The sequence below is a fragment of the Sphingomonas sp. genome (assembly GCF_035910975.1).
GTDB lineage: Bacteria > Pseudomonadota > Alphaproteobacteria > Sphingomonadales > Sphingomonadaceae > Sphingomonas.
Genome location: NZ_JAMHWM010000032.1, coordinates 67,497 through 89,585 on the forward strand (window position 1 = coordinate 67,497; position 22,089 = coordinate 89,585).

General features: G+C 66.8%; 15 protein-coding genes and 1 tRNA gene. 9 read left to right on the top strand and 7 right to left on the bottom strand.

Annotated features, from left to right (window positions below; all coding sequences use genetic code 11):
• The first annotated feature begins 297 nt into the window (after nt 1–297).
• Nucleotides 298–1,626 carry an HD-GYP domain-containing protein gene (locus VYI76_RS12685; protein WP_326525166.1) on the top strand — a complete coding sequence of 443 codons (1,329 nt, stop codon included), beginning with the start codon at nt 298–300 and terminating at the stop codon, nt 1,624–1,626.
• A complete protein-coding gene (locus tag VYI76_RS12690; RefSeq protein ID WP_326525167.1) occupies nt 1,623–2,708 on the top strand; it encodes a GGDEF domain-containing protein in 1,086 nt (361 codons plus the stop codon). Before VYI76_RS12685 ends, VYI76_RS12690 begins: the two co-directional genes overlap by 4 nt.
• A 9-nt stretch (nt 2,709–2,717) precedes the next feature.
• Here VYI76_RS12690 and VYI76_RS12695 read toward each other — a convergent pair whose 3' ends face one another.
• A complete protein-coding gene (locus tag VYI76_RS12695) occupies nt 2,718–3,545 on the bottom strand; it encodes a hypothetical protein (RefSeq protein ID WP_326525168.1) in 828 nt (275 codons plus the stop codon).
• 214 nt (nt 3,546–3,759) lie between these two features.
• Between VYI76_RS12695 and VYI76_RS12700 the strand changes: the two genes are divergently transcribed.
• Together VYI76_RS12700 and VYI76_RS12705 are read left to right on the top strand one after the other, a co-directional pair.
• Nucleotides 3,760–4,065, top strand: a complete 306-nt coding sequence (locus tag VYI76_RS12700; protein WP_326525169.1) for a DUF485 domain-containing protein — start codon at nt 3,760–3,762, stop codon at nt 4,063–4,065.
• The gene (locus tag VYI76_RS12705) at nt 4,062–5,702 is read left to right on the top strand and encodes a cation acetate symporter (RefSeq protein WP_443018951.1); all 1,641 of its coding nucleotides are present in this window, start codon (nt 4,062–4,064) and stop codon (nt 5,700–5,702) included. Before VYI76_RS12700 ends, VYI76_RS12705 begins: the two co-directional genes overlap by 4 nt.
• A 10-nt stretch (nt 5,703–5,712) precedes the next feature.
• Here VYI76_RS12705 and VYI76_RS12710 read toward each other — a convergent pair whose 3' ends face one another.
• A complete protein-coding gene (locus VYI76_RS12710) occupies nt 5,713–7,068 on the bottom strand; it encodes an alginate export family protein (RefSeq protein ID WP_326525170.1) in 1,356 nt (451 codons plus the stop codon).
• Between VYI76_RS12710 and modA the strand changes: the two genes are divergently transcribed.
• The 4 genes from modA (at nt 7,067) to VYI76_RS12730 (ending at nt 9,773) form a co-directional block, all read left to right on the top strand.
• On the top strand, nt 7,067–7,837 hold the full coding sequence (gene modA, locus VYI76_RS12715; RefSeq protein ID WP_326525171.1) for a molybdate ABC transporter substrate-binding protein: 771 nt from the start codon (nt 7,067–7,069) through the stop codon (nt 7,835–7,837). The two genes, VYI76_RS12710 and modA, sit on opposite strands and share 2 nt — an antisense overlap.
• On the top strand, nt 7,834–8,511 hold the full coding sequence (gene modB, locus VYI76_RS12720; RefSeq protein WP_326525172.1) for a molybdate ABC transporter permease subunit: 678 nt from the start codon (nt 7,834–7,836) through the stop codon (nt 8,509–8,511). The genes modA and modB overlap by 4 nt, the downstream gene beginning before the upstream one ends.
• Nucleotides 8,501–9,112 (top strand): ATP-binding cassette domain-containing protein, encoded by a 612-nt coding sequence (locus VYI76_RS12725; protein ID WP_326525173.1) that lies wholly within the window; start codon nt 8,501–8,503, stop codon nt 9,110–9,112. The genes modB and VYI76_RS12725 overlap by 11 nt, the downstream gene beginning before the upstream one ends.
• Nucleotides 9,113–9,221: 109 nt before the next feature.
• Entirely contained in the window at nt 9,222–9,773 is a 552-nt protein-coding gene (locus VYI76_RS12730; protein WP_326525174.1) for a hypothetical protein, read from the top strand.
• A gap of 103 nt (nt 9,774–9,876) precedes the next feature.
• Here the strand turns inward: VYI76_RS12730 and rpoC are convergent, their stop codons facing one another.
• From rpoC to VYI76_RS12750, 4 genes are all read right to left on the bottom strand, one after another.
• Complete coding sequence (gene rpoC, locus VYI76_RS12735; RefSeq protein WP_326525175.1) at nt 9,877–14,166, bottom strand: DNA-directed RNA polymerase subunit beta'; 4,290 nt, start codon at nt 14,164–14,166, stop codon at nt 9,877–9,879.
• A gap of 167 nt (nt 14,167–14,333) precedes the next feature.
• On the bottom strand, nt 14,334–18,491 hold the full coding sequence (rpoB, locus tag VYI76_RS12740) for a DNA-directed RNA polymerase subunit beta (protein ID WP_326525176.1): 4,158 nt from the start codon (nt 18,489–18,491) through the stop codon (nt 14,334–14,336).
• 421 nt (nt 18,492–18,912) lie between these two features.
• Nucleotides 18,913–18,986, bottom strand: a tRNA-Gly gene (locus VYI76_RS12745).
• A 382-nt stretch (nt 18,987–19,368) separates the two neighbouring features.
• The gene (locus VYI76_RS12750; RefSeq protein WP_326525177.1) at nt 19,369–20,073 is read right to left on the bottom strand and encodes a hypothetical protein; all 705 of its coding nucleotides are present in this window, start codon (nt 20,071–20,073) and stop codon (nt 19,369–19,371) included.
• Nucleotides 20,074–20,210: 137 nt separating this feature from the next.
• On the opposite strand from VYI76_RS12750, the gene VYI76_RS12755 reads away from it, so the two are divergent.
• Nucleotides 20,211–20,999, top strand: a complete 789-nt coding sequence (locus VYI76_RS12755) for an IclR family transcriptional regulator (RefSeq protein ID WP_326525178.1) — start codon at nt 20,211–20,213, stop codon at nt 20,997–20,999.
• A 165-nt stretch (nt 21,000–21,164) separates the two neighbouring features.
• Here the strand turns inward: VYI76_RS12755 and VYI76_RS12760 are convergent, their stop codons facing one another.
• On the bottom strand, nt 21,165–21,986 hold the full coding sequence (locus VYI76_RS12760; RefSeq protein WP_326525179.1) for a shikimate dehydrogenase family protein: 822 nt from the start codon (nt 21,984–21,986) through the stop codon (nt 21,165–21,167).
• Between the last annotated feature and the right edge of the window lie 103 nt (nt 21,987–22,089).

The following is a 22,089-nucleotide window of genomic DNA, read 5'->3' on the forward strand; positions in this document are numbered from 1 at the left end:
TCCGACCCGGACACAAGGATGCGGCACGGCGATCCTCCGAAACAGTGACAAATCGCGTCATGACACGCGCGACGAGCCCGATCCCCGCCGAGACAGGCGCATGATGGCAGGCCGGTCATTTCTTTCAAGAAACGAAAGTTTGACGCGTTTTGAGGATGTCTTCCGCGATGGAATCACGGCGGAACTACCCGTTTCGACCGAAATTTGACTTCCGATATTCCGCACGGCGCCATCCATAACACGCTCTTAAGTTTGCACATGGATAACGGCGGCCGAGCGGAGCTGGGGATTGATGGAATGTTGAGGCGTATCGCCGTTGCCGAACTTGCGCTGGGAATGTTCGTTCACTCGCTGGAATGTTCGTGGCTGGACAGCCCGTTCTGGCGGACCCGCTTCCTGCTCGACGATCCGGCCGATCTCGCGCTGTTGAAAGGGTCGAGCGTCGCCGAGGTGGTGATCGACGAGGCTCGCGGTCGCACGAGGGCGGTTGCCGCCCCCATCATGGAAACCGAAGCGGTAGTCGAAGCGGAACTCCCGGCCGCGATCGTCGTCGAGCGCCGCGTCCGCATGCGCGTTCCGCGGCCCGACGAACTCGAACAGGCGCGCCGCACGGTCGAGAAATCCAAGGTCGCCGTCACCGCGATGTTCGCAGAGGCGCGGCTGGGCCGTGCCGTCCGCGTGAGCGATGTGGCGCCGCTGGTCGAGGAAATCGCCGAATCGATGGCGCGGGATCGTTCGGCGATGCTCAACGTCACGCGGCTCAAGACCAAGAACGAATATACCTATCTGCATTCGGTCGCGGTCTGCGCGCTGATGATGAACCTGGCGCGGCATCTGGGCATGGGCGAGGAGCAGGTGCACAGCGCGGGCATCGCGGGCCTGCTTCATGATATCGGCAAGATGGCGATGCCCGGCGGCGTGCTCGACAAGCCCGACCCCCTCGACGACGACGAGCGCCGGATCATGCGCAGCCACCCGAGCCAGGGCCACGAACTGTTGCGCCGCAGCGCGGACGTGAACGCGATCGCGCTCGACGTCTGCCTCCACCATCACGAACGTATCGACGGTCGCGGCTATCCGTTTGGCCTGACGGGCGACCAGTTGAGCATCTATGCCCGCATGGGCGCGATCTGCGACGTCTACGACGCGGTCACCTCCGTCCGTCCCTACAAGCGGCCATGGTCGCCGAACGAGGCGCTGGCGCGGATGCTGGAATGGGAGGGGCATTTCGACCGAAAGCTCCTCGAAACCTTCATCGCCAGCATCGGCATCGCGCCGTTGCGCAGCGTCGTGCGGCTGCATTCGCGCCGCCTTGCGCTGGTGATCGGCTGCGAGGAAGGAGCGCCGTCCTCTCCGCGCGTGCGCGCCTTCTACGATATCCCGCAGGCCCGCTTCATCCCTTATCAGGACGTCGCGACCGACAATGCCGCAGGCGGCGATCCGATCGTGCGTACCGAGCGCGGCGAGCGCTGGTTCCGCGAGCGCTGGCGCGAGATCGAGGAACTCGTCGGCAGTGGCGTGGCGATCCCCGCCATCGGCCTGCCGTCGATGGACGCACCGCGCCGCCCGGCCTTTGCGAGCATCGACCCGGCCCGACCGGCCGTGACATCGGAGGCCGGGGCATGAGCGGCGCGATCGACCTTCAGCACGCCACGCGCGGATCGCTGCTGCCGGCGTGGCTGCGCGGCGGCCGCCCGGAAACGCGGCCGACGCCTGACCGTGGCACGGCCGCGTCCGACCCGCGACAGGCGGCCCGTCGCCAGCAGTTCGACGACATCGGCGACTTCCTCTTCGCCCACGATCTCGACCTCAGCGCGCATAATTTCCGCGTCGCGCAGGAGCAGCTGTCGGGGAGCCCCGGCATAAACGCGACGATCGCCCAGTTGCTGCGCGACAACGGTCGCCTGACCGATGAGATGCTGGCCCGGATCGATGTCGGGCAGGGCGACGGCATTCGCCCCGAAGTGCTGTCGGATGTCGCAGGCGCGCTGGCCGGGCGGCTCGCCGAGGTGCTGGCGGTCGTCGGGCACAGCCGCGATTCGGCGCGGGATTACGGCGACGCGCTGGACCGCCAGATGCAGAGCGCGGGCGAAGACCCGATCGGTACGCTGCACCGGTTGATGCTGCTGACCCGTGACGTCGTCGAGGCGACGCGGACGATGGAGGAGCAGCTCGACGATGCGCGTCGCGAGACCGACAAGCTGCGCGCCAAGGTGCAGTCCGCGCGGCGCGATGCCGAACGCGACCATCTGACCGGCCTGCCCAACCGGCGTTGGTTCGACGCGCGCCTCGCGATGCTTGCCGGGGGCAGTGCAGTGATCGCGCTGTGCGACATCGACGATTTCAAGGCGGTCAACGACGGTCACGGCCATGATGCGGGCGATCGCGTGCTGACCTTCGTCGCCCGCCTGCTGAAGACCGAACTGGGCGGCAGGGCCGAGGTTGCGCGCTATGGCGGCGAGGAGTTCGTCTGCCTGTTTGAAGGATCGACGCCCGACGAGGCGCGCGACCTGCTCGACGATGTGCGCGTGCGGCTGGCCAAGCGGTCATTGGTCAACCAGGATACCGGCGCGCCTATCCCGACGCTGACCTTCTCGGCCGGGCTTGCGCCGGTGGGGGAGGATGTGCGGGGATCGCTGCGATCGGCCGATCGCGCATTGTACGAGGCGAAACGGCTGGGCAAGGATCGTATCCTGATCGCCGACTGACGCGTCGCGTCAGCGCGCCTCCCAGATCGGAGGTCGACCGGCGATATAGGCCTGCGCCGGGGCGTCGATCGGAAAGCCCTGCGCCGCCGCGCGCGCGACGATGCGACGAATCCCGCTGTAGGTGCGCAGGCTGGTGTCGATCGCTGCCGGGCTATCGAGCCATTCGATCGAGATCATCAAGCCTTCGCGCACGCGCCGCAGAGGCCGTCCGGGCCCGGCCATATCGGCCAGCCGGCGGCGCACGGTCGTTTCCGAGATCGCCAGTGCACGGGCGATCACGCTGGCGCGGACGGCGTGATCGGCCGTCAGCGCACCGGTGCTCCCCGCCGCGCGACCGGCGTGGAGGCGCAGCATGTTGGTGTGCAGGACGGTCGAGAACAGCACGAGATCGATCCAGCCGCCGTGGATCTGGCGATTGCTGTCAAGCGCAGTCAGCATCAGGTCCGCCGCGGCCTGCACCCCGACGCCGTGCGAATAGGCGATCGGCCCGCGCCGCGGCGCGTCGCCGAGATGCGGCAGGCTGTCCTCGACGAAGCGGACGAAGCTGTCATGCGTCAGCGTCATCAGCGCGGCGATCGCCGGCACGGTCCATGCAGCGGCCGCCACCGTCACGCCGCGGGGGATACGCATCGCGTGGCCTGCCACGATCAGCGCGTTGACGTGACGCCGTACCGTCTCGAACGGCCGCCCGAGCGACAGCGCGAGTGAATAGGTCGAGATCGCCGCCGAACGATCGGCGTTGCCGAGGCTTTCTCGGACGATCAGCGAGAAAATGATGAAGCGGTCGAGATCGCCGTCGAATGCGCGGAGGCCGCCGGCGACGATCGTGGTCTGCATGTCTGCCAGCAACCGCGTCAACGGCCGGACCGGGCTGGGGATGTCGGATTGTGGACGCGACGCGGACGACATGAAGTCATCAGCATGGCATGCGCCCCGACCGTGTGGGAACGGTTACAATGATGTTTTCCACCAAAACGAGTATCGTCGCGGTGCTTGCCCGCGGGACTGCGCCCGCTATCGTGTCCGCCACGGGGCGACGTGGGGGATCGGGATGAACGTGGATATCGAACGGATCGCGGCCGATCCGCGCTATCGTGCGCTCGTCAGCCGGCGCAGCCGGTTCGCCTGGGCGCTTAGCGCGATCGTTCTGGTCGTCTATTTCGGGTTCATCGCGTTGGTCGCCTTCGACAAGTCGCTGCTCGCCGCGCCGCTGGCCGGCGGCGCGACGTCGATCGGTATCCCGATCGGCATCGGTATCATCCTGCTGTCGATCGTGCTGACCGGCGTCTACGTCCGCCGCGCCAACGGCGCGTTCGACGCCGAACTCGCCGCGATCCGCGCGGAGCATGGCGCGTGAGGCGCGCGATCGTCTGGCTCGCGCTGGCCGCGATCCCGGCCGCGGCCTGGGCAAACGCGGCGTCTCCCGACCGGCCGACCAACTGGGCGGCGGTATCGATGTTCGCCGCCTTCGTCATCGCGACGCTGGGTATCACCCGCTGGGCTGCCGGGCGGACCAAGACGGCGTCGGACTTCTATACCGCCGGCGGCGGGATCACGGGGTTCCAGAACGGGCTGGCGATCGCCGGCGACTATATGTCGGCGGCGTCGTTCCTGGGCATCTCCGCACAGATCTATGCCGACGGCTATGACGGCCTAATCTATTCGATCGGCTTCCTGGTCGGCTGGCCGATCCTGCTGTTCCTGATGGCGGAGCGGCTGCGCAACCTGGGCAAATACACGTTCGCAGATGTCGCCAGTTTCCGATTCGCGCAGACGCCGGTCAGGATGTTCGCGGCGATTTCCACATTGCTGGTCGTTGTCTTCTACCTCATCGCGCAGATGGTCGGGGCGGGACAGCTCATCAAATTGCTGTTCGGGATTCCCTATCCGGTCGCGGTCGGCATCGTCGGGCTGATGATGACCTGTTACGTCCTGTTCGGCGGGATGACCGCGACGACCTGGGTGCAGATCGTCAAGGCCGTGCTGCTGCTGGGCGCCGCGAGCTTCATCGCCGTCGCGGTGCTGTGGCGGTTCGATTTCTCGCCCGAGGCGCTGTTCGCCCGCGCGGTCGAGGTGAAGGGGACGGCGTCGATCATGGGGCCGGGCGGGTTCATCAAGGACCCGGTCAGCGCGATCTCGCTGGGCATGGCGCTGATGTTCGGCACCGCCGGACTGCCGCATATCCTGATGCGCTTCTTCACCGTGCCCGACGCGAAGGCGGCGCGCACGTCCGTGCTGTGGGCGACGGGGTGGATCGGGTATTTCTACCTGCTGACCTTCATCATCGGCTTCGGCGCGATCGTGCTGGTGGCGACCGACCCCGGCTTCCTGGAGGCGGACGGATCCTTGCGCGGCGGCGGCAACATGGCGGCGGTGCATCTGGCGCAGGCGGTGGGCGGCGATCTGTTCCTCGGCTTCGTCTCCGCCGTCGCCTTCGCGACGATTTTGGCGGTGGTCGCGGGGTTGACCCTGTCGGGCGCGTCGGCGGTCGGCCACGACCTCTATGCCAGCGTATTCCGGCGCGGGCGGGCCGATTCGGCGCAGGAACTGCGCGTGTCGCGCGCGACCGTGCTGGTGCTGGCGGTGGTCGCGATCGCGCTGGGTATCGCGTTCGAGAAGCAGAATGTGGCGTTCATGGTCAGCCTGGCGTTCGCGCTGGCGGCGTCGGGCAATTTCCCGGTGCTGGTGCTGTCGCTGCTGTGGAGCGGGTGCACGACGCGCGGAGTTGTCGCGGGCGGGCTGACCGGCGTGCTGCTGGCGCTGGTGCTGACGATCCTGTCCCCGGCCGTCTGGGTGACGGTGCTTGGCAATGCGGCGCCGGTCTTCCCCTATGGTTCGCCCGCGATCTTCTCGATGCCCGCCGCGTTCCTCGTCATCTGGCTGGTGTCCATCACCGATCGTAGCGGGCGTGCGGCGGTCGATCGCGCGGGCTTTGCCGCCCAGCAGGTGCGGCAGGAGACCGGGATCGGCGCCGAGGGGGCGACGGCCCACTGAGGCGCGGCGATCAGAGCTCCAGGCTGAGCTCGAGATAGCCGTAGAGCGTGTCGCCGGTCGCGGCGGCGTTGGGCGCGTCGCGCAGGAAGCGTCCGCGCGCCAGCCACGCAGCCCCGCCGGTCAGCCGCAGCCGGTCCTCCACCAGCCAGTGGCGCACGCGCCCTTCGACCTGTGTGCCGGCGTGTCGGCCGGAAGCGCCGGCGGGATCGCGCACGCCGCTGTTGCCGAAGGCGTCGGTCGCGCGCGCCAGCCATAGCGGGCGGACCGCGAGATAGCCATCGGTGCGGTCGCCCGGCTCGACCTCGACCCGCGCCTCCGCGCTCAGCAGGTTGGCGCGGGCGACGAGCGAATAGAGGCTCGACGGCCCGAATTCGAACGATCCGTCGCCGAAGAATGTGTCGTAGCGGCCGAGCGTATCGCCGCGCCCGTCGCCCGAGGCATAGTCGGCGGCAAGCTGGAGGCGTGGCGACCATGCCCCGCCAAAGCTGTAGCCGGCCTGCGCTCGGATAAAGCCGGCGGCGACGCGGCGATCGCGCACGTCAGCGGGGCTGGATGATCCGCGCGCGCGACCGCCCTGCACGCCGACTTCGACCTCGTGATCGAAGGCGCCACTCGCCGGCTCGCGGACGTGGCGCAGGCCGACGCCCCACAGCCGCCTGTCGCGCGTGTCGATGCCCGCCGCGTCGCGTTCGTAAAGGCGTACCGCCGTCACCTCGAACGCGCCGGTCTTCGCGTCGCCCAGCGTCGCCACGCCGCCGAAGAACTGGAAACCGAACCGGTCGCGGTCGAGCACCACGCGGTGGCGTTCGATCCCGGCGTCGTCGTCGGGCAGGCGGACGGAGGGCATCGTCCAGAAGGCGGTGATTGCCGCCGGCCCCGCCTTTGTATCCAGCCGCGCGCCGGTGAAGCCGTTGTTGGTGTTGCGGAAGTTGGTGCGCGCCGCGAAGCGCCGTCCGCCGAGGTCGAGCGTGAACCGGCCGATCTGGAGGCTGGTATCGGCGGACAGTCGCAAACGCACCCATGCCTGGATCGGCTCGAGCGCGTTGGCCTCGTCCTCGTCGACCGCGCCGGACGACGCGGCATGGGCGCGGGCATCCTGCACCTCGCCGCCCAGTTCAACCGCGCCGGCGTCGTACACGACCGACAGGTTGACGCGGGTCAGGACCGCGCTCCTGTCGGCCTGCGATCCGGCGCGGAAATCGCGCGACACGGCCTCGCCGCGCACGCGGGCGCTGGCCTCCACGGTCAAAGGGCTGTCCTTCGCGGCGGCTGGTGCACCGGCGAGCGCGAGCGCGAGCATGGGGTAGCATACCCCGCGCCCGACGATATAGGCTGCGCGTCCGTCCCGGCCGGAAGCCCTCGTCATGCCCGTCACGCTGCGCATCCTCTTGTTGTTACTGTTTTGTGTCGGTGCGCTTGGCGCAGCGCCGCCGCCGCGGCAAGGCCCGTTGGTGCTTGCCGCGGCGAGTTTACAGGAATCGATGACGGACGCGGCCGATGCCTGGGCGCGGGCCGGCCATCCGCGCCCGGTGGTGTCGTTCGCCGCCTCGTCCGCGCTGGCGCGGCAGGCGATGGCAGGCGCGCGCGCCGACCTGTTCATCTCCGCCGACGAGGAATGGATGGATGCCGTCGCGGCGAAGAATATGCTGCGGCCGGGCACGCGGCGCGACCTGCTCGGTAACCGGCTGGTGCTGGTCGCGCCGTTGATGTCGGCGCGGGGCTCGGTGCCGCTGGGGCAAAGAGGCGCGCTGGCACGGGTGCTGGGCGAGGGGCGGCTGGCGATGGCCGATCCCGATGCGGTGCCGGCCGGACGCTATGGCAAGGCCGCGCTGGAGAAACTGGGCGACTGGCCGTCGGTCGCCGGGCGGATCGCGCGGGCGGAGAACGTCCGCGCCGCGCTGGCGCTGGTCGAGCGGCGCGCGGCGATGCTGGGCGTCGTCTATGCGACCGATGCCCGAGCGTCGAATAAGGTGCGCGTGGTCGCGGTGTTCCCCGCCGACAGCCACCCGCCGATCCGCTACCCGATCGCGATCCTGGCGCGCTCCGCGCATCCCGACGCGGCGGGCTTCCACGCCTTCCTGCTGAGCCGTCGGGGACAGGCGATCTTCCGCCGCCACGGCTTTTCCGCGCCGTGACGCTCACGCCCGACCAATGGGGCGTCGTGCTGTTGTCGCTGAAGGTCGGCGGGGTGGCGACGGCGGCGACGCTGCCCGTCGCGTTCGCGATCGCCTGGGTGCTGGCGCGGTGGCGGTTTCCGGGCAAGCTGCTGATCGACGCCGCGGTGCATCTGCCGCTGGTCGTGCCGCCGGTCGTCACCGGCTGGCTGCTGCTGATCGCCTTCGCACCCGGAGGGCCGCTCGGCTTCGCGAGCGACGCGGTGCTGTTCCGCTGGACCGGCGCGGCGATCGCGAGCGCGGTGATGGCCCTGCCGCTGATGGTCCGCGCGATCCGCCTGTCGATCGAAGCAGTCGATGCGCGGCTGGAGAATGCCGCACGCACGCTGGGGGCGGGGCGTTGGCGGGTGTTCGCCAGCATCACCCTGCCGCTCAGCATCCCCGGCATCCTCGCCGCCGCGATCCTGGGCTTCGCGCGGGCTCTGGGCGAATTCGGCGCGACGATCACCTTCGTCAGCAACGTGCCGGGCGAGACCGAGACGCTGCCGCTGGCGATCTACGCCGCGCTCAGCGTGCCGGGCGGGGAGGGGATTGTGTGGCGGCTGGCGGCGGTATCGGTGGCGCTATCGCTCGCCGCGCTGGTCGCATCGGAACTGCTCGCGCGGCGGGCGGGACGGGGGCAACATGTCCTTTGACGTCGACGTGACGGCGCGGGTGGGGGAGGTGGATGTCGCCTGCGCCTTCGCCGCCGACAGCGGGCTGACCGTCCTGTTCGGGCCGTCGGGGGCGGGCAAGACGAGCGTGCTCAACATGATCGCCGGGCTGCTGCGCCCGGCGCGCGGCCATGTGCGGGTCGGCGGGCGGACATTGCTCGACGCGGATGCGGGTATCGACCTGCCCCCCGAGGCGCGGGCCTGCGGCTATGTGTTCCAGGATGCCCGGCTGTTTCCGCACAAGCGGGTGCGGGCGAACCTGCTCTACGGGGCTGGGGACGACGCGCGACTGGCAGAGACGGTCGATTTCCTGGGTATCGGCCATCTGCTCGATCGCTGGCCCAAGACGCTGTCGGGCGGCGAGGCGCGTCGCGTCGCGATCGGCCGCGCGCTGCTGAGCGACCCCGATTTCCTGCTGCTCGACGAACCATTGTCCTCATTGGATGCCGCGCGGCGGAGAGAGATCGAGGACGTCGTCCTGCGGCTGCGCGACGAGAGGCGGCTGCCGATCGTGATGGTGACGCATGACGCGGGGGAGGCCGAGCGGCTGGGGACGCGGGTAGTGGCGATCGGCGAGGCATAAGGCGGGGCGGAGCGGACCGTGCGACACCGCCGGACGCAGGCCATGTTCGCCGCGCGCATCCGGTGATAGCGTTGCCAGCCGGCGCGACGACATTGGGGGCAGAGCGGCGATGAGCGGATTCGAGTTTACCTTTTCTCTGTTCGGCCTGCTGCTCGGGCTGGCGCTGGCGGAAGGGCTGGGCGGCCTCGCCAAGGCGCTCAAGGCCAGCCGGCGGGTGCGGATCGGCTGGCCGACGGCGCTGCTGGGCCTGTTCGTGTCGTGCGATGCCGTGACTTTCTGGATGTACGGCTGGGCGATGCGCGACACCCTGCCGCTCAACTGGCCGGTGCTGTTTGGCGGCTTTGTCGTCACCGCCATCTATTATGTCGCCGCGTCGCTGGTATTTCCCGACGAACCCGATGAGTGGGGCGACCTGACCGCGCATTTCGACAAGCAGCGCCGCACGGTGCTGGTCGCGATCCTGCTGTGCAACACGGCGCTGCTCGCCACCGCCGCGGCCCTCGTCGGCTTGCCCGGCGCCGGCAGCCCGAGGACGATCATCCTCACTTGGTCGTTCTTTCCCGTGATACTGCTGGCGATTGCGGCGCGCGACCGGCGGATCGTGCTGGCCTGCCTGGCCTGGCTGATCCTGCTCTATCCGTTGTCGGCCCTGTGGCACTGATTGGCGTGGCACTGATCGGCTGACCGGCCCACAAAAAAGCCGCTGCCCGGCATCCCGGACGGCGGCTTTCCTGTTTTCAGCCGAGTGGCCGAACGCCGAGTGATCAATCCTCGGTGTTCAGATACTCCCCGGCATCCGCATCGGTGCCGTGACCCGAGGACACGACTTCCGCGAGCGGATCGTTGCCGGTGCCGGCGGCGTCGCTCGCCGAACGGGCGAGTTCGGCTTCATGCTCCTGCGCGGCCGAATCCGGGGCGATGATCGTCGCCGCGGCCAGTGCGCGCTGCTGCGCCCGGAGCGCCGCGTCACGCGACGTAGCCGCCACGCGCATGCGGTTCATGCCCGCGCCGGTGCCCGCCGGGATCAGGCGGCCGACGATGACGTTCTCCTTCAGGCCGTTCAGATTGTCGATCTTACCCTGCACCGACGCTTCGGTGAGCACGCGGGTCGTCTCCTGGAACGAGGCGGCCGAGATGAAGCTGCGGGTCTGCAGCGACGCCTTGGTGATGCCCAGCAGGATCGGCTTGCCCTGCGCGCGGGCCTGCTTCTTGTCGAGCTTGGCGTTGGCTTCGTCCATCTCGTCGCGATCGACCTGTTCGCCCGCCAGCAGCGTGGTGTCGCCGCCGTCGGTGATCTCGACCTTCTGCAGCATCTGGCGAACGATCACCTCGATGTGCTTGTCGTTGATCTTCACGCCCTGCAACCGGTAGACTTCCTGGATTTCGCTGACCAGATATTCGGCCAGCGGCTCGATGCCGAGCACTTCCAGGATGTCGTGCGGATCGGGCGATCCGCCGATCAGATTGTCGCCACGCTTGACGTAGTCGCCTTCCTGGACGTCGATCACCTTCGACTTGGGCACCAGATACTCGACGATATCGCCGCCGTCCTCCGGCATGATGCCGATCTTGCGCTTCGCCTTATAGTCCTTGCCGAACACGACGCGGCCCGAGACCTTCGCGATGATCGCGTTCTCCTTGGGTTTGCGCGCCTCGAACAGCTCGGCGACGCGCGGCAGACCGCCGGTGATGTCGCGGGTCTTGGCCGATTCGCGGGCGACACGGGCGAGCACGTCGCCTGCCTGCACCTGCGCATTGTCCTCGACCGACAGCACCGCGCCCGCCGCCAGCATGTAGCGTGCGGCATCGGCATCGCCGCCTTCGCCGGTCAGGGTCAGGCGCGGACGCAGATCCTCCTTGGCCTTCGCGCCGGTCGTGCGGTTCTCGGTGACGACGCGCTGGGTGATGCCGGTGGCCTCGTCGGCCTGCTCGGTCATCGTCTTGTTGTCGATCAGGTCCTGGTATTTAACCGTACCCGCCGTTTCCGTGATGACCGGCATGGTGAACGGATCCCATTCCGCCATCCGGTCGCCCTTCGACACGATGTGGCCGTCGTCGAACAGGACATAGGCGCCGTAGGGTACCCGGTCCGCCGAAAGCTCGCGGCCGTCCATGTCCCTGATGACGATCTCGCCCGAACGGCCGAGCACCACGCGGCGACCGCGCTGGTCCAGGATGACGCGCAGGTCGCGGAACTCGACCGTGCCGTCGGCATGCGCTTCCAGGTTCGACGTTTCGTTGAGCTGCGCCGCACCGCCGATGTGGAAGGTGCGCATGGTCAGCTGCGTGCCCGGCTCACCGATCGACTGGGCGGCGATGACGCCGACCGCCTCGCCGATGTTGACCGGCGTACCACGCGCGAGATCGCGGCCGTAGCATTTGCCGCACACGCCGATCTTCGCCTCGCAGACCAGCGGCGAACGGATCTTCATGCCGGGGATGTTGAGCGCTTCGATCTGCGCGATCATCGGTTCGTCGAGCAGCGTGCCCGTCGGGATGACGACCTTGCCGGTCTTGGCGTCGACGATGTCCTCGGCCGTGGTGCGACCCAGGATGCGCTCGCCCAGCGACGCGATGGTCGAACCGCCCTGGACGATGGCCTTCATCTCCAGCGCGCGATCGGTGCCGCAATCCTCCTCCATCACGACGCAGTCCTGCGACACGTCGACGAGTCGGCGGGTGAGGTAGCCCGAGTTGGCGGTCTTGAGCGCGGTGTCCGCAAGACCTTTTCGAGCACCATGGGTCGAGTTGAAATATTCAAGGACGGTCAAGCCTTCCTTGAAGTTCGAGATGATCGGCGTTTCGATGATCTCGCCGGACGGCTTCGCCATCAGGCCGCGCATGCCGGCCAACTGCTTGATCTGGGCCTGCGAGCCACGGGCGCCGGAGTGGGCCATCATGTAGATCGAGTTGATCGGCGCCTCACGGCCGTCATCGAGGCGCTTCACCGCCTTGATCTCGTCCATCATGGCCGCCGCCACCTGGTCGCCGCAGCGGCTCCAGGCGTCGATCACCTTGTTGTACTTCTCCTGCTGCGTGATCAGGCCGTCCTGATACTGCTGCTCAAAATCCTTCACGAGAGCCTTGGTCTCGTCGACCATCGCGGTCTTCGAACCCGGAATGATCATGTCGTCCTTGCCGAACGAGATGCCGGCGCGGAACGCGTGGCGGAAGCCCAATGCCATGATGGCGTCGGCGAACAGCACCGTCTCCTTCTGGCCGGTGTGGCGATAGACCTCGTCGATGACGTCGGTGACGTCCTTCTTGGTCAGCAGGCGGTTGACCGTCTCGAACGGCACCTTGTGCGACTTGGGCAGCGTTTCGCCCAGCAGCATGCGGCCCGGCGTGGTCTCGAAACGCTGCATGCGCTCGACGCCGTCCTCGCCGACCTGCGGCACGCGGCTGGTGATGCGGGTGTGCAGCGTCACCGCGCCGGCGTTCAGCGCCTGGTGGACCTCGGTCATGTCGCTCAGCAACATGCCCTCGCCCGGCTCGGCGGTCTTCTCCATCGACAGGTAGTAGAGGCCCAGCACCATGTCCTGCGACGGCACGATGATCGGCTTGCCGTTGGCGGGCGACAGGATGTTGTTGGTCGACATCATCAGCACGCGCGCTTCCAGCTGCGCCTCAAGGCTCAGCGGAACGTGAACGGCCATCTGGTCACCGTCGAAGTCGGCGTTGAACGCCGAGCAGACCAGCGGGTGGAGCTGGATCGCCTTGCCCTCGATCAACACCGGCTCGAACGCCTGGATGCCGAGGCGGTGGAGCGTCGGCGCGCGGTTGAGCAGCACGGGGTGCTCGCGGATCACCTCGTCCAGGATGTCCCAGACTTCCTTGCGCTCCTTCTCGACCCACTTCTTGGCCTGCTTCAGGGTCATGGACAGACCCTTGGCATCCAGGCGGGCGTAGATGAACGGCTTGAACAGTTCGAGCGCCATCTTCTTGGGCAGGCCGCACTGGTGCAGCTTGAGTTCCGGCCCGGTCACGATGACCGAACGGCCCGAATAGTCGACGCGCTTGCCGAGCAGGTTCTGGCGGAAGCGGCCCTGCTTGCCCTTGAGCATGTCGCTGAGCGACTTTAGCGGACGCTTGTTGGCGCCGGTGATCGTGCGGCCGCGGCGGCCGTTGTCGAACAGCGCGTCGACGGCTTCCTGCAGCATGCGCTTTTCGTTGCGGACGATGATGTCCGGCGCGCGCAGCTCCATCAGCCGCTTCAGGCGGTTGTTGCGGTTGATGACGCGGCGATACAGGTCGTTGAGGTCCGACGTCGCGAAGCGGCCGCCGTCGAGCGGCACCAGCGGGCGCAGCTCGGGCGGGATCACCGGCACGACGTCCAGGATCATCCATTCGGGGCGGTTGCCCGATTCCAGGAAGCTCTCGACGACCTTCAGCCGCTTGATGATCTTCTTGGGCTTAAGCTCCGACTTGGTCGTCGCCAGCTCTTCGAGCAGGTCACGCTTCTCGCCTTCGAGGTCGAGGTCCATGAGCATGATCTTGACGGCTTCCGCGCCGATGCCGGCGGTGAAGGCGTCCTCGCCGTACTCGTCCTGCGCGTCGAGCAGTTCGTCCTCGGTGAGGAGCTGGAACTTCTCCAGCGGGGTCAGGCCCGGCTCGGTGACGATGTAGCTCTCGAAATAGAGCACGCGCTCAAGCTGCTTGAGCTGCATGTCGAGCAGCAGGCCGATGCGCGACGGCAGCGACTTCAGGAACCAGATGTGCGCGACGGGGGCTGCGAGTTCGATATGACCCATCCGCTCGCGGCGGACCTTCGACACGGTCACCTCGACGCCGCACTTTTCGCAGACGATGCCCTTGTACTTCATGCGCTTGTACTTGCCGCACAGGCACTCGTAATCCTTGATCGGACCGAAGATGCGCGCGCAGAACAGGCCGTCACGCTCGGGCTTGAACGTGCGATAGTTGATCGTCTCGGGCTTCTTGATCTCGCCGAACGACCACGAGCGGATGCGGTCGGGGGACGCGATGCCGATCTGGATCTGGTCGAAGGTTTCCGGCTTGGCGACCGGATTGGCGAAGTTGGTCAGTTCGTTCATGGGTTAAGACCCTTCCTCGAAATCTTGCTCTCCTCTCCCGCCGGGAGAGGAAGGGGCCCGCCGGCGAAGCCGGTGGGAAGGTGAGGGTAGGGCAATTTGCTGCCCTCACCCTTCCGCCGGCTCCGCCGGCTCCCTCCCTCTCCCAATGGGAGAGGGAGTTGCACCCGTTACTCCGCCGCCTGCGCCAGCGGCTCGCCGTCTTCGTCGACCTCGTTGTTCTTGAGTTCGACGTTGAGGCCCAGCGAGCGCATTTCCTTGACGAGCACGTTGAAGCTCTCCGGAATGCCGGCCTCGAACGTATCGTCGCCCTTGACGATCGCTTCATAGACCTTGGTGCGGCCGATCACGTCGTCGGACTTCACCGTCAGCATTTCCTGCAAGGTGTAGGCCGCACCGTAGGCCTGGAGCGCCCAGACCTCCATCTCGCCGAAGCGCTGGCCGCCGAACTGCGCCTTGCCGCCCAGCGGCTGCTGGGTGACGAGGGAGTACGGCCCGATCGAGCGCGCGTGGATCTTGTCGTCGACCAGGTGGTGCAGCTTCAGCATGTAGATGATGCCGACGGTCACCATGCGGTCGAACGCATCGCCGGTGCGGCCATCGTACAGCACCGACTGGCCCGACGTGTCGAGACCGGCCAGCTCCAGCATGTCCGACACGTCGCTTTCGCGCGCGCCGTCGAACACCGGGGTGCCCATCGGGATGCCGGTGCGCACGTTCTGGATCAGCTCGACGACCTGTTCCGGGCTGCGCGCCTTAATCTCCTCGGCGTAATGATCGCCGTAGATCTCGACCAGGCGATCCTTGACCGCGGCGGGCATCTCGCCCGCCTGCGCATCCGGGTTCGCCTCGCGCCAGTCCTCCAGCGCGCTCGCGACCTGCATGCCCAGATTACGGGCGGCCCAGCCGAGGTGCGTTTCGAAGATCTGCCCGACGTTCATGCGCGACGGCACGCCCAGCGGGTTGAGCACCAGATCGACCGGCGTGCCGTCCGCCAGGAACGGCATGTCCTCGGCCGGCAGGATGCGGCTGATGACGCCCTTGTTGCCGTGACGGCCGGCCATCTTGTCGCCCGGCTGCAGCTTGCGCTTCACCGCGACGAAGACCTTGACCATCTTGAGCACGCCCGGCGGCAGCTCGTCGCCCCGCTCCAGCTTCTCGCGGCGATCGTGGAACTTGTCCTGGATGCGCTTGGCGGCTTCGTCATACTGCGTCTTGACGGCTTCCAGATTGGCCTGGACGGCGTCGTCGGCGACGGCGAACTTCCACCATTCGTGACGATCGACGCTGTCGAGCAGGTCTTGGTCGATCGCCGAACCCTTCTTCAGGCCCTTTGGCGTCGCGGTGGCGACCTGGCCGATCAGCATGTCCCTCAGTCGCGACCAGGTCGCGCGGTTCAGGATCGTGCGTTCGTCGTCCGAGTCCTTCTTCAGGCGCTCGATCTCCTCGCGCTCGATCGCCATCGCGCGCTCGTCCTTGTCGATGCCGTGGCGATTGAAGACGCGGACGTCGACGATCGTGCCCGACACGCCCGGCGGCAGGCGGAGCGACGTGTCGCGCACGTCGGACGCCTTTTCACCGAAGATCGCCCGGAGCAGCTTTTCCTCCGGCGTCATCGGCGATTCACCCTTGGGGGTGATCTTGCCGACCAGGATGTCGCCCGGTTCCACTTCGGCGCCGATGTAGACGATGCCCGCCTCGTCGAGGTTGCGCAGCGCTTCCTCGCCGACGTTGGGGATGTCGCGGGTGATGTCCTCCGGCCCCAGCTTGGTGTCGCGGGCCATCACTTCGAACTCATCGATGTGGATCGACGTGAACACGTCGTCCTTCACGATGCGTTCGCTGATGAGGATCGAGTCCTCGTAATTGTAGCCGTTCCACGGCATGAACGCGACGAGCGCGTTGCGGCCCAGCGCCAGCTCGCCGAACTCGGTCGACGGGCCGTCCGCCAGCACGTCGCCGGCCGACACCACGTCGCCCACCTTCACCAGCGGACGCTGGTTGATGCAGGTCGACTGGTTGGAGCGCTGGAACTTCATCAGCGTGTAGATGTCGACGCCCGATTCCCCGGCATCGACGTCACCCGTCGCGCGGATCACGATGCGCGCGGCATCGACCTGGTCGACGATACCGGCGCGGCGCGCGGAGATCGCCGCGCCCGAATCGCGCGCCACCGTCTCCTCCATGCCGGTGCCGACGAACGGCGCCTCGGCACGGACCAGCGGCACCGCCTGGCGCTGCATGTTCGATCCCATCAGCGCGCGGTTGGCGTCGTCGTTCTCCAGGAACGGGATCAGCGAGGCGGCGACCGACACCAGCTGCTTGGGGCTGACGTCCATCAGCGTGATCGTCTCTGGCAGCGCCATCAGGAATTCGCCGGCCTGACGCGCCGACACGAGTTCCTCGGTGAAGCGGCCTTCGCTGTCCGTTTCGGCGGACGCCTGCGCGACGGTGTGCTTCTGCTCCTCCATCGCCGACAGATAGACGACGTCGTTGGTCACCTTGCCGTCGATCACGCGGCGGTACGGCGTCTCGATAAAGCCGTATTTGTTCACCCGCGCAAAGGTCGACAGCGAGTTGATGAGGCCGATGTTCGGGCCTTCCGGCGTCTCAATCGGGCAGATGCGGCCATAGTGAGTCGGGTGGACGTCGCGGACCTCGAAGCCCGCGCGCTCACGGGTGAGACCGCCCGGCCCGAGCGCCGAGACGCGGCGCTTGTGCGTCACTTCGCTCAAGGGGTTGGTCTGGTCCATGAACTGCGACAGCTGCGACGAGCCGAAGAACTCGCGTACCGCGGCGACCGCGGGCTTCGCGTTGATCAGGTCGTTCGGCATGACCGTCGACACGTCGACCGACGACATGCGCTCCTTAACCGCGCGCTCCATGCGGAGCAGGCCGACGCGATACTGGTTCTCCAGCAGCTCGCCCACCGAACGCACGCGACGGTTGCCGAGGTTGTCGATGTCGTCGACCTCGCCCTTGCCGTCCTTCAGATCGACCAGCGTCTTGACGACGGCCAGGATGTCCTCGGTGCGCAGCGTCGTCATCGTGTCCGGCGCGTCGAGATCGAGGCGCATGTTGAGCTTGACGCGGCCGACGGCCGACAGGTCGTAGCGCTCCGGATCGAAGAACAGGCCGGCGAACAGCGATTCCGCCGTCTCCAGCGTCGGCGGCTCGCCGGGGCGCATGACGCGGTAGATGTCGCTGAGCGCCTGTTCGCGCTCCTCGGCCTTGTCGACCTTCAGCGTGTTGCGCATCCACGCACCGGTCGAGACATGATCGATGTCGAGCAGTTCGATTCGCTCGATCCCTGCCTTGTCGAGCAGTTCGAGGTTCTCGGCCGACACTTCGTCGCCCGCCTCGATGTAGATCTGGCCGGTCTTCTCGTTGACCAGATCATACGCGCTGTAGCGACCGAAGATTTCCTCGGTCGGGATCAGCAGATCGGTCAGGCCGTCCTTGGCCGCCTTGTTGGCGGCGCGGGGGGAAATCTTCTGGCCGTTCGGGAAAACGACTTCGCCGGTCTTAGCGTCGATGATGTCGAACATCGGCTTCTGCCCGCGCCAGTTCTCCGCCGCGAACGGGATCTGCCAGCCACCCGAACCACGGACGTAGGTGATGCGATTGTAGAAGTGGTTGAGGATTTCCTCGCCCGACATGCCCAGCGCGTAAAGCAGGGTCGTCACCGGCAGCTTGCGCTTGCGGTCGATGCGGACGTTGACGATGTCCTTCGCGTCGAATTCGAAGTCGAGCCAAGAGCCGCGATAGGGGATGACGCGCGCGGCGAACAGGAACTTGCCCGAGGCATGGGTCTTGCCGCGATCATGGTCGAACAGCACGCCCGGCGACCGGTGCATCTGGCTGACGATGACGCGTTCGGTGCCGTTGATGAAGAAGGTGCCGTTGCCCGTCATCAGGGGCATGTCGCCCATGTAGACGTCCTGCTCCTTGATATCGATGACCGACTTGGCCTCGGTATCGGGATCGACCTCGAACGCGGTCAGGCGCAGGGTGACGCGCATCGGCGCGGCATAGGTGATGCCGCGCTGGCGGCATTCCTCGACGTCGAACTTGGGGTTTTCAAGCACATAGTCGTCGAAATCGAGATAGGCGGTGCCCGCGAAATCCTGGATCGGGAAGACGCTGCGCAGCGTCTTTTCGAGGCCCGACACATGGCCGGTCGACTTGTCGGAGCGCAGGAACTGCTCGTAGCTTTCGCGCTGAACCTCGATCAGGTTCGGCATCTGCACCACTTCGTGGATGTCGCCGAACACCTTGCGGATGCGGCGCTTGGTGGTGCCGCCCGGTACGATCGCTTTAGTCGCCATGTGTCTTTGTGCCTCGTCAGCCGTCATTTGCCCCGGTTGAGACCCGCGGGGCGCGGACGCAGCAAAGGACGCATCAAAAGGCGCCTGCCTCCCTCACCGGGAAACCGCACCTCTTCAAAGCGTCCTTATGTCAGAACCGCCAGCTTCCATTCGACCGATGCGCTGCGCGAAGGCGCATCATTTCCCGAAACTGTGGTAGGGGAGCGCATATAGGTGCGGCGCAACATCCTGTCAAACGGCGTCGCCGGCTCTTCGTTCAGTCACAAGAGACCGGGGGAGAAGACCGGATCGACTCGTGAGACCCCGGCGCCAGGGGCATGCGGCGGCCGCTGGCGTGCGCATGCTCGATCCCCGCGCTGCCGCGATCTCCCGCAGGCCGGCTGCCGGTCGCGAAGCATCGGACTCAAGTCGGCCGTGACGGTGGAGCGGGTGAAGGGAATCGAACCCTCGTCGTAAGCTTGGGAAGCTTCTGCTCTACCATTGAGCTACACCCGCGAAATCAACAGGTTAGTGTCGATTTATAGCCTTGAGCTTCTCCGGTTTGCAGCCCGGTTTACAGCTCGCCTGCGATCTGGCGGCCGATTGCCACGGTTTGGGCCACGTCGTCAACGGAGATGGTGCGTATTCGGCGCGCTTCGGCCGGAGGCGATCCCATGATTTTCCCGATTTCTCGTCATTCAGACCCCTCAACCTTAGAAAGGGGCGAACGGTGCGGTCGAGACCGTCACGCAAGCGCTCGTACAGGGGAGGCGACTTCGCGGGGGCGGGGGGCGCTCGTCCGCGGGTATTTCCGCTGGCCCTTACGGGCCGCGACGGCGGGTTGCCGCTTCCTGGGTGCGCGAGCGGTTGCTGGATGATGTACCCGTGCGCTGTCCTGTCACGCGCTTTGCGCGCGGTGGCTCAAGGTCTCTGCGTCCAGCGCGAACAGCGACTCCAGATCGGCGTCGTCCATCGCGTAGGCCAGGCGATATCTGGTCCAGGTCAGGATCGGCTTGTAACCCGCGTCCTCGATCAGGGCATCGACTTCCGCGAGCGCGGCTCCCATCGCGGTCAGGTCGAAACCCTCGACCAGCAGGATGGCGTCAGGTCGGGGGATGTCGCGGGAGGGCTGCGCGAACGGCAGCGCCGGAACCGATTTCACCGATCCCAGGTGCAGGCCGCAGAATGCGGTGGTCTGGCTGATCCGGGCGAAGCTCGCCGCGGCGCGTTCCGGGGGCGGTCCGCCCTCGAGGAGGATAACGCCCAGGCAACCACCGATTCCGCCGCCCAGGCTGACCGCGGTCCGGCATCCTTGCCGATACCAGTCCGACATCGCGGGGCGCATGCTGAGCGACCAGGGCGTCGGCCTTTCGACGACGGACAGATATTGCGGGCTCTCAAGCACCTGCAGATCCGCGAGCGGGTAGAGCGTGAAATAGCTCGGCAGGGGGCCTTCGCCGTCCGCGTAGCGTTGCCCGGCGAGAATGCCCGGAATCGTCAGCCGTTCCGGAACATGCTCGCGCGTATGCCACACGTCATAATCGTCGCGTGACGCCGCGCGCTCGTTCCAGAGTGCGAGGAAAGCCGTTCCGGGAAGGGTCATCCTGCTCCACAATCCTCTGCGGACAGGCCCGCCGCACAGACTTATTCTCGTACAGGAACTAAGTTGTCAATATGAACATCATATAATTTGTATATGTGAACGAAAAGGGCTAGTCGGTGTGAAAGGGGAGACGGCCATTGCAGGACGCGAAAGGTGCGGTGAAATCGGCGGATCGGGTACTCGACCTTTTCGAGCTGCTCGACAGGTCGCCCTATGGGCTGTCGCATACCGAGATCGCCGATCATCTGCGCATTCCAAAGAGCAGCCTGAGTCAGCTGCTACGCAATCTGGTCAATCGGGAATATGTCGCGTTCGATCCCGCCGCTAAGGCCTATCAACTGGGGCGTCGACTCAATGAGCTGGCCCAGCGGGAGGGGCGGACACGGGATCTGTCGGCGCTGGCGCAGCCGATACTGGAGCGGCTGACGAAGGAGACGCGCGAATCGTCCTTCCTGAACGTCCGCGATGGTGACACCGCGCGCCTCGTCGCGCGCGAGATCGGGCCGCAGGCACTGGTGACGGTGCTGCAGGTCGGCGAACTCATGCCCCTCCACGCGACTGCGGCCGGCAGGGCGATCCTCGCCTTCTCCGACCCGCAGGCGCGGGCGGAATATATCGCCGCCGCGAAGTTCGACGTGCTGACGAGCAAGAGCGTCCAGACCGCTTCGGAGCTGGTCAAGCGCCTCGATGAGATCGAGCGTGAACGAATATGCGTGGCTGAGGACGAGTTGATCCTCGGCGTAACGGGCATCTCCGCCCCGGTGATCGACGAAACCGGCCAGGCGATCGCCTCATTGACCCTGTCGTTGCCCAGCGTGCGTTTCGATTCGACCGTACGGCGCGAGATGGCGGCGGCCCTGACGCGCGAGAGCCGGGCGCTGGCATCGCAGGTGCTGACGAACCGCGGCCGGCCGGACGGGCGATAGGGTCGTGACCCTAGGCGTTTACCTGGGACCGATCGACAATCAGGTCAGACGCGGCCGAAAATAGGGGTTCTGCGTGATCCGGAGCGCACGTAGTTTCGGGAGGCAGGCGCCGGAAAGCCCGCGAAGCGCCCTTGCGGGCCGAAATAACCTGGCCGTCGAACGGTCCTAAAACGAGTCGGCGAGAAACCGCTCGCGTTGATCGGGAGTCAGCACGGCGCCGGTGAAGTGCGGCAGCTTGAGCAGCGCCTGCCAGCGCAGCATTCGCTCTCCCGTGACGACCTGCGCGCCTTGATCGCGCGCTTCCCGCATCAGGGGTGTTTCGGACGGCGCGGTGACCAGGTCCATGACGATCTGACCGGTGCGCAACAGCGTTCCCGGCACGGGTGTCTCGCCCTCCATCGAAGTGCCAGCCATGCCGATCGGGGTGGAATTGATCACGATATCCGCTGCCCGAACCTCTCGGGCGAGGTCTTTCCAGTCGTGTCCCTCGCCGCCGACCGACTGCGTGAGTGCGGTGCATTCCCGTGGATCGACGCTGACGAGATGGACGGTCGCCTCGGCCGAGAGGAGATCGGCCGCGATCGCCCGCGCGGCCCCGCCGCTGCCGAGGATGCAGACGCGGCGTCGGGCGACCGGCGCTGCTTCCTCGAGTGCGCGGACCGCGCCCGCGCCGTCGGTGTTGCCGCCGTGCAACCGTCCGTCGGTGTTGACGATGAAATTGACCGCGCCGGTGCGGCGGGCGGCGTCGTCGATCGAGTCGAGCAGGGGCATCGCCGACACCTTGAAGGGTATCGTGACGCCGGCCGCATGTATCCCCAGCGCGCGGATCGCATCGCATGCCGCGGCGATATCGGCTACGTGGAATGGCACGTAGACGAAGTCGAGCGCGAGTGCGTCAAACGCCTTGTTGTAGATATCGTAGATGCGGCTCTTTTCATAGCTCGACCCGATGAAGCCGATGACGCGTGTCGATCCTGAAACTGCCATGTCCGAATCCTCTGTCTGTCCGCCAGTCTGTGCCGCGTCAGCCGCCTCGTGCCAAATTCGCTCTTGGGAACGAGTGCATATTGACAAACTAATTCGAGGTTGC

Excerpts from the sequence above, each read along its gene's own strand:
- VYI76_RS12685 (WP_326525166.1), top strand. The coding sequence starts at position 298 with ATGTTGAGGCGTATCGCCGTTGCCGAACTTGCGCTGGGAATGTTCGTT.
- VYI76_RS12690 (WP_326525167.1), top strand. The coding sequence starts at position 1,623 with ATGAGCGGCGCGATCGACCTTCAGCACGCCACGCGCGGATCGCTGCTG.
- VYI76_RS12695 (WP_326525168.1), bottom strand. The coding sequence starts at position 3,545 with ATGCAGACCACGATCGTCGCCGGCGGCCTCCGCGCATTCGACGGCGAT.
- VYI76_RS12700 (WP_326525169.1), top strand. The coding sequence starts at position 3,760 with ATGAACGTGGATATCGAACGGATCGCGGCCGATCCGCGCTATCGTGCG.
- modA (WP_326525171.1), top strand. The coding sequence starts at position 7,067 with ATGCCCGTCACGCTGCGCATCCTCTTGTTGTTACTGTTTTGTGTCGGT.
- VYI76_RS12710 (WP_326525170.1), bottom strand. The coding sequence starts at position 7,068 with ATGACGAGGGCTTCCGGCCGGGACGGACGCGCAGCCTATATCGTCGGG.
- VYI76_RS12725 (WP_326525173.1), top strand. The coding sequence starts at position 8,501 with ATGTCCTTTGACGTCGACGTGACGGCGCGGGTGGGGGAGGTGGATGTC.
- VYI76_RS12730 (WP_326525174.1), top strand. The coding sequence starts at position 9,222 with ATGAGCGGATTCGAGTTTACCTTTTCTCTGTTCGGCCTGCTGCTCGGG.
- rpoC (WP_326525175.1), bottom strand. The coding sequence starts at position 14,166 with ATGAACGAACTGACCAACTTCGCCAATCCGGTCGCCAAGCCGGAAACC.
- rpoB (WP_326525176.1), bottom strand. The coding sequence starts at position 18,491 with ATGGCGACTAAAGCGATCGTACCGGGCGGCACCACCAAGCGCCGCATC.
- VYI76_RS12750 (WP_326525177.1), bottom strand. The coding sequence starts at position 20,073 with ATGACCCTTCCCGGAACGGCTTTCCTCGCACTCTGGAACGAGCGCGCG.
- VYI76_RS12760 (WP_326525179.1), bottom strand. The coding sequence starts at position 21,986 with ATGGCAGTTTCAGGATCGACACGCGTCATCGGCTTCATCGGGTCGAGC.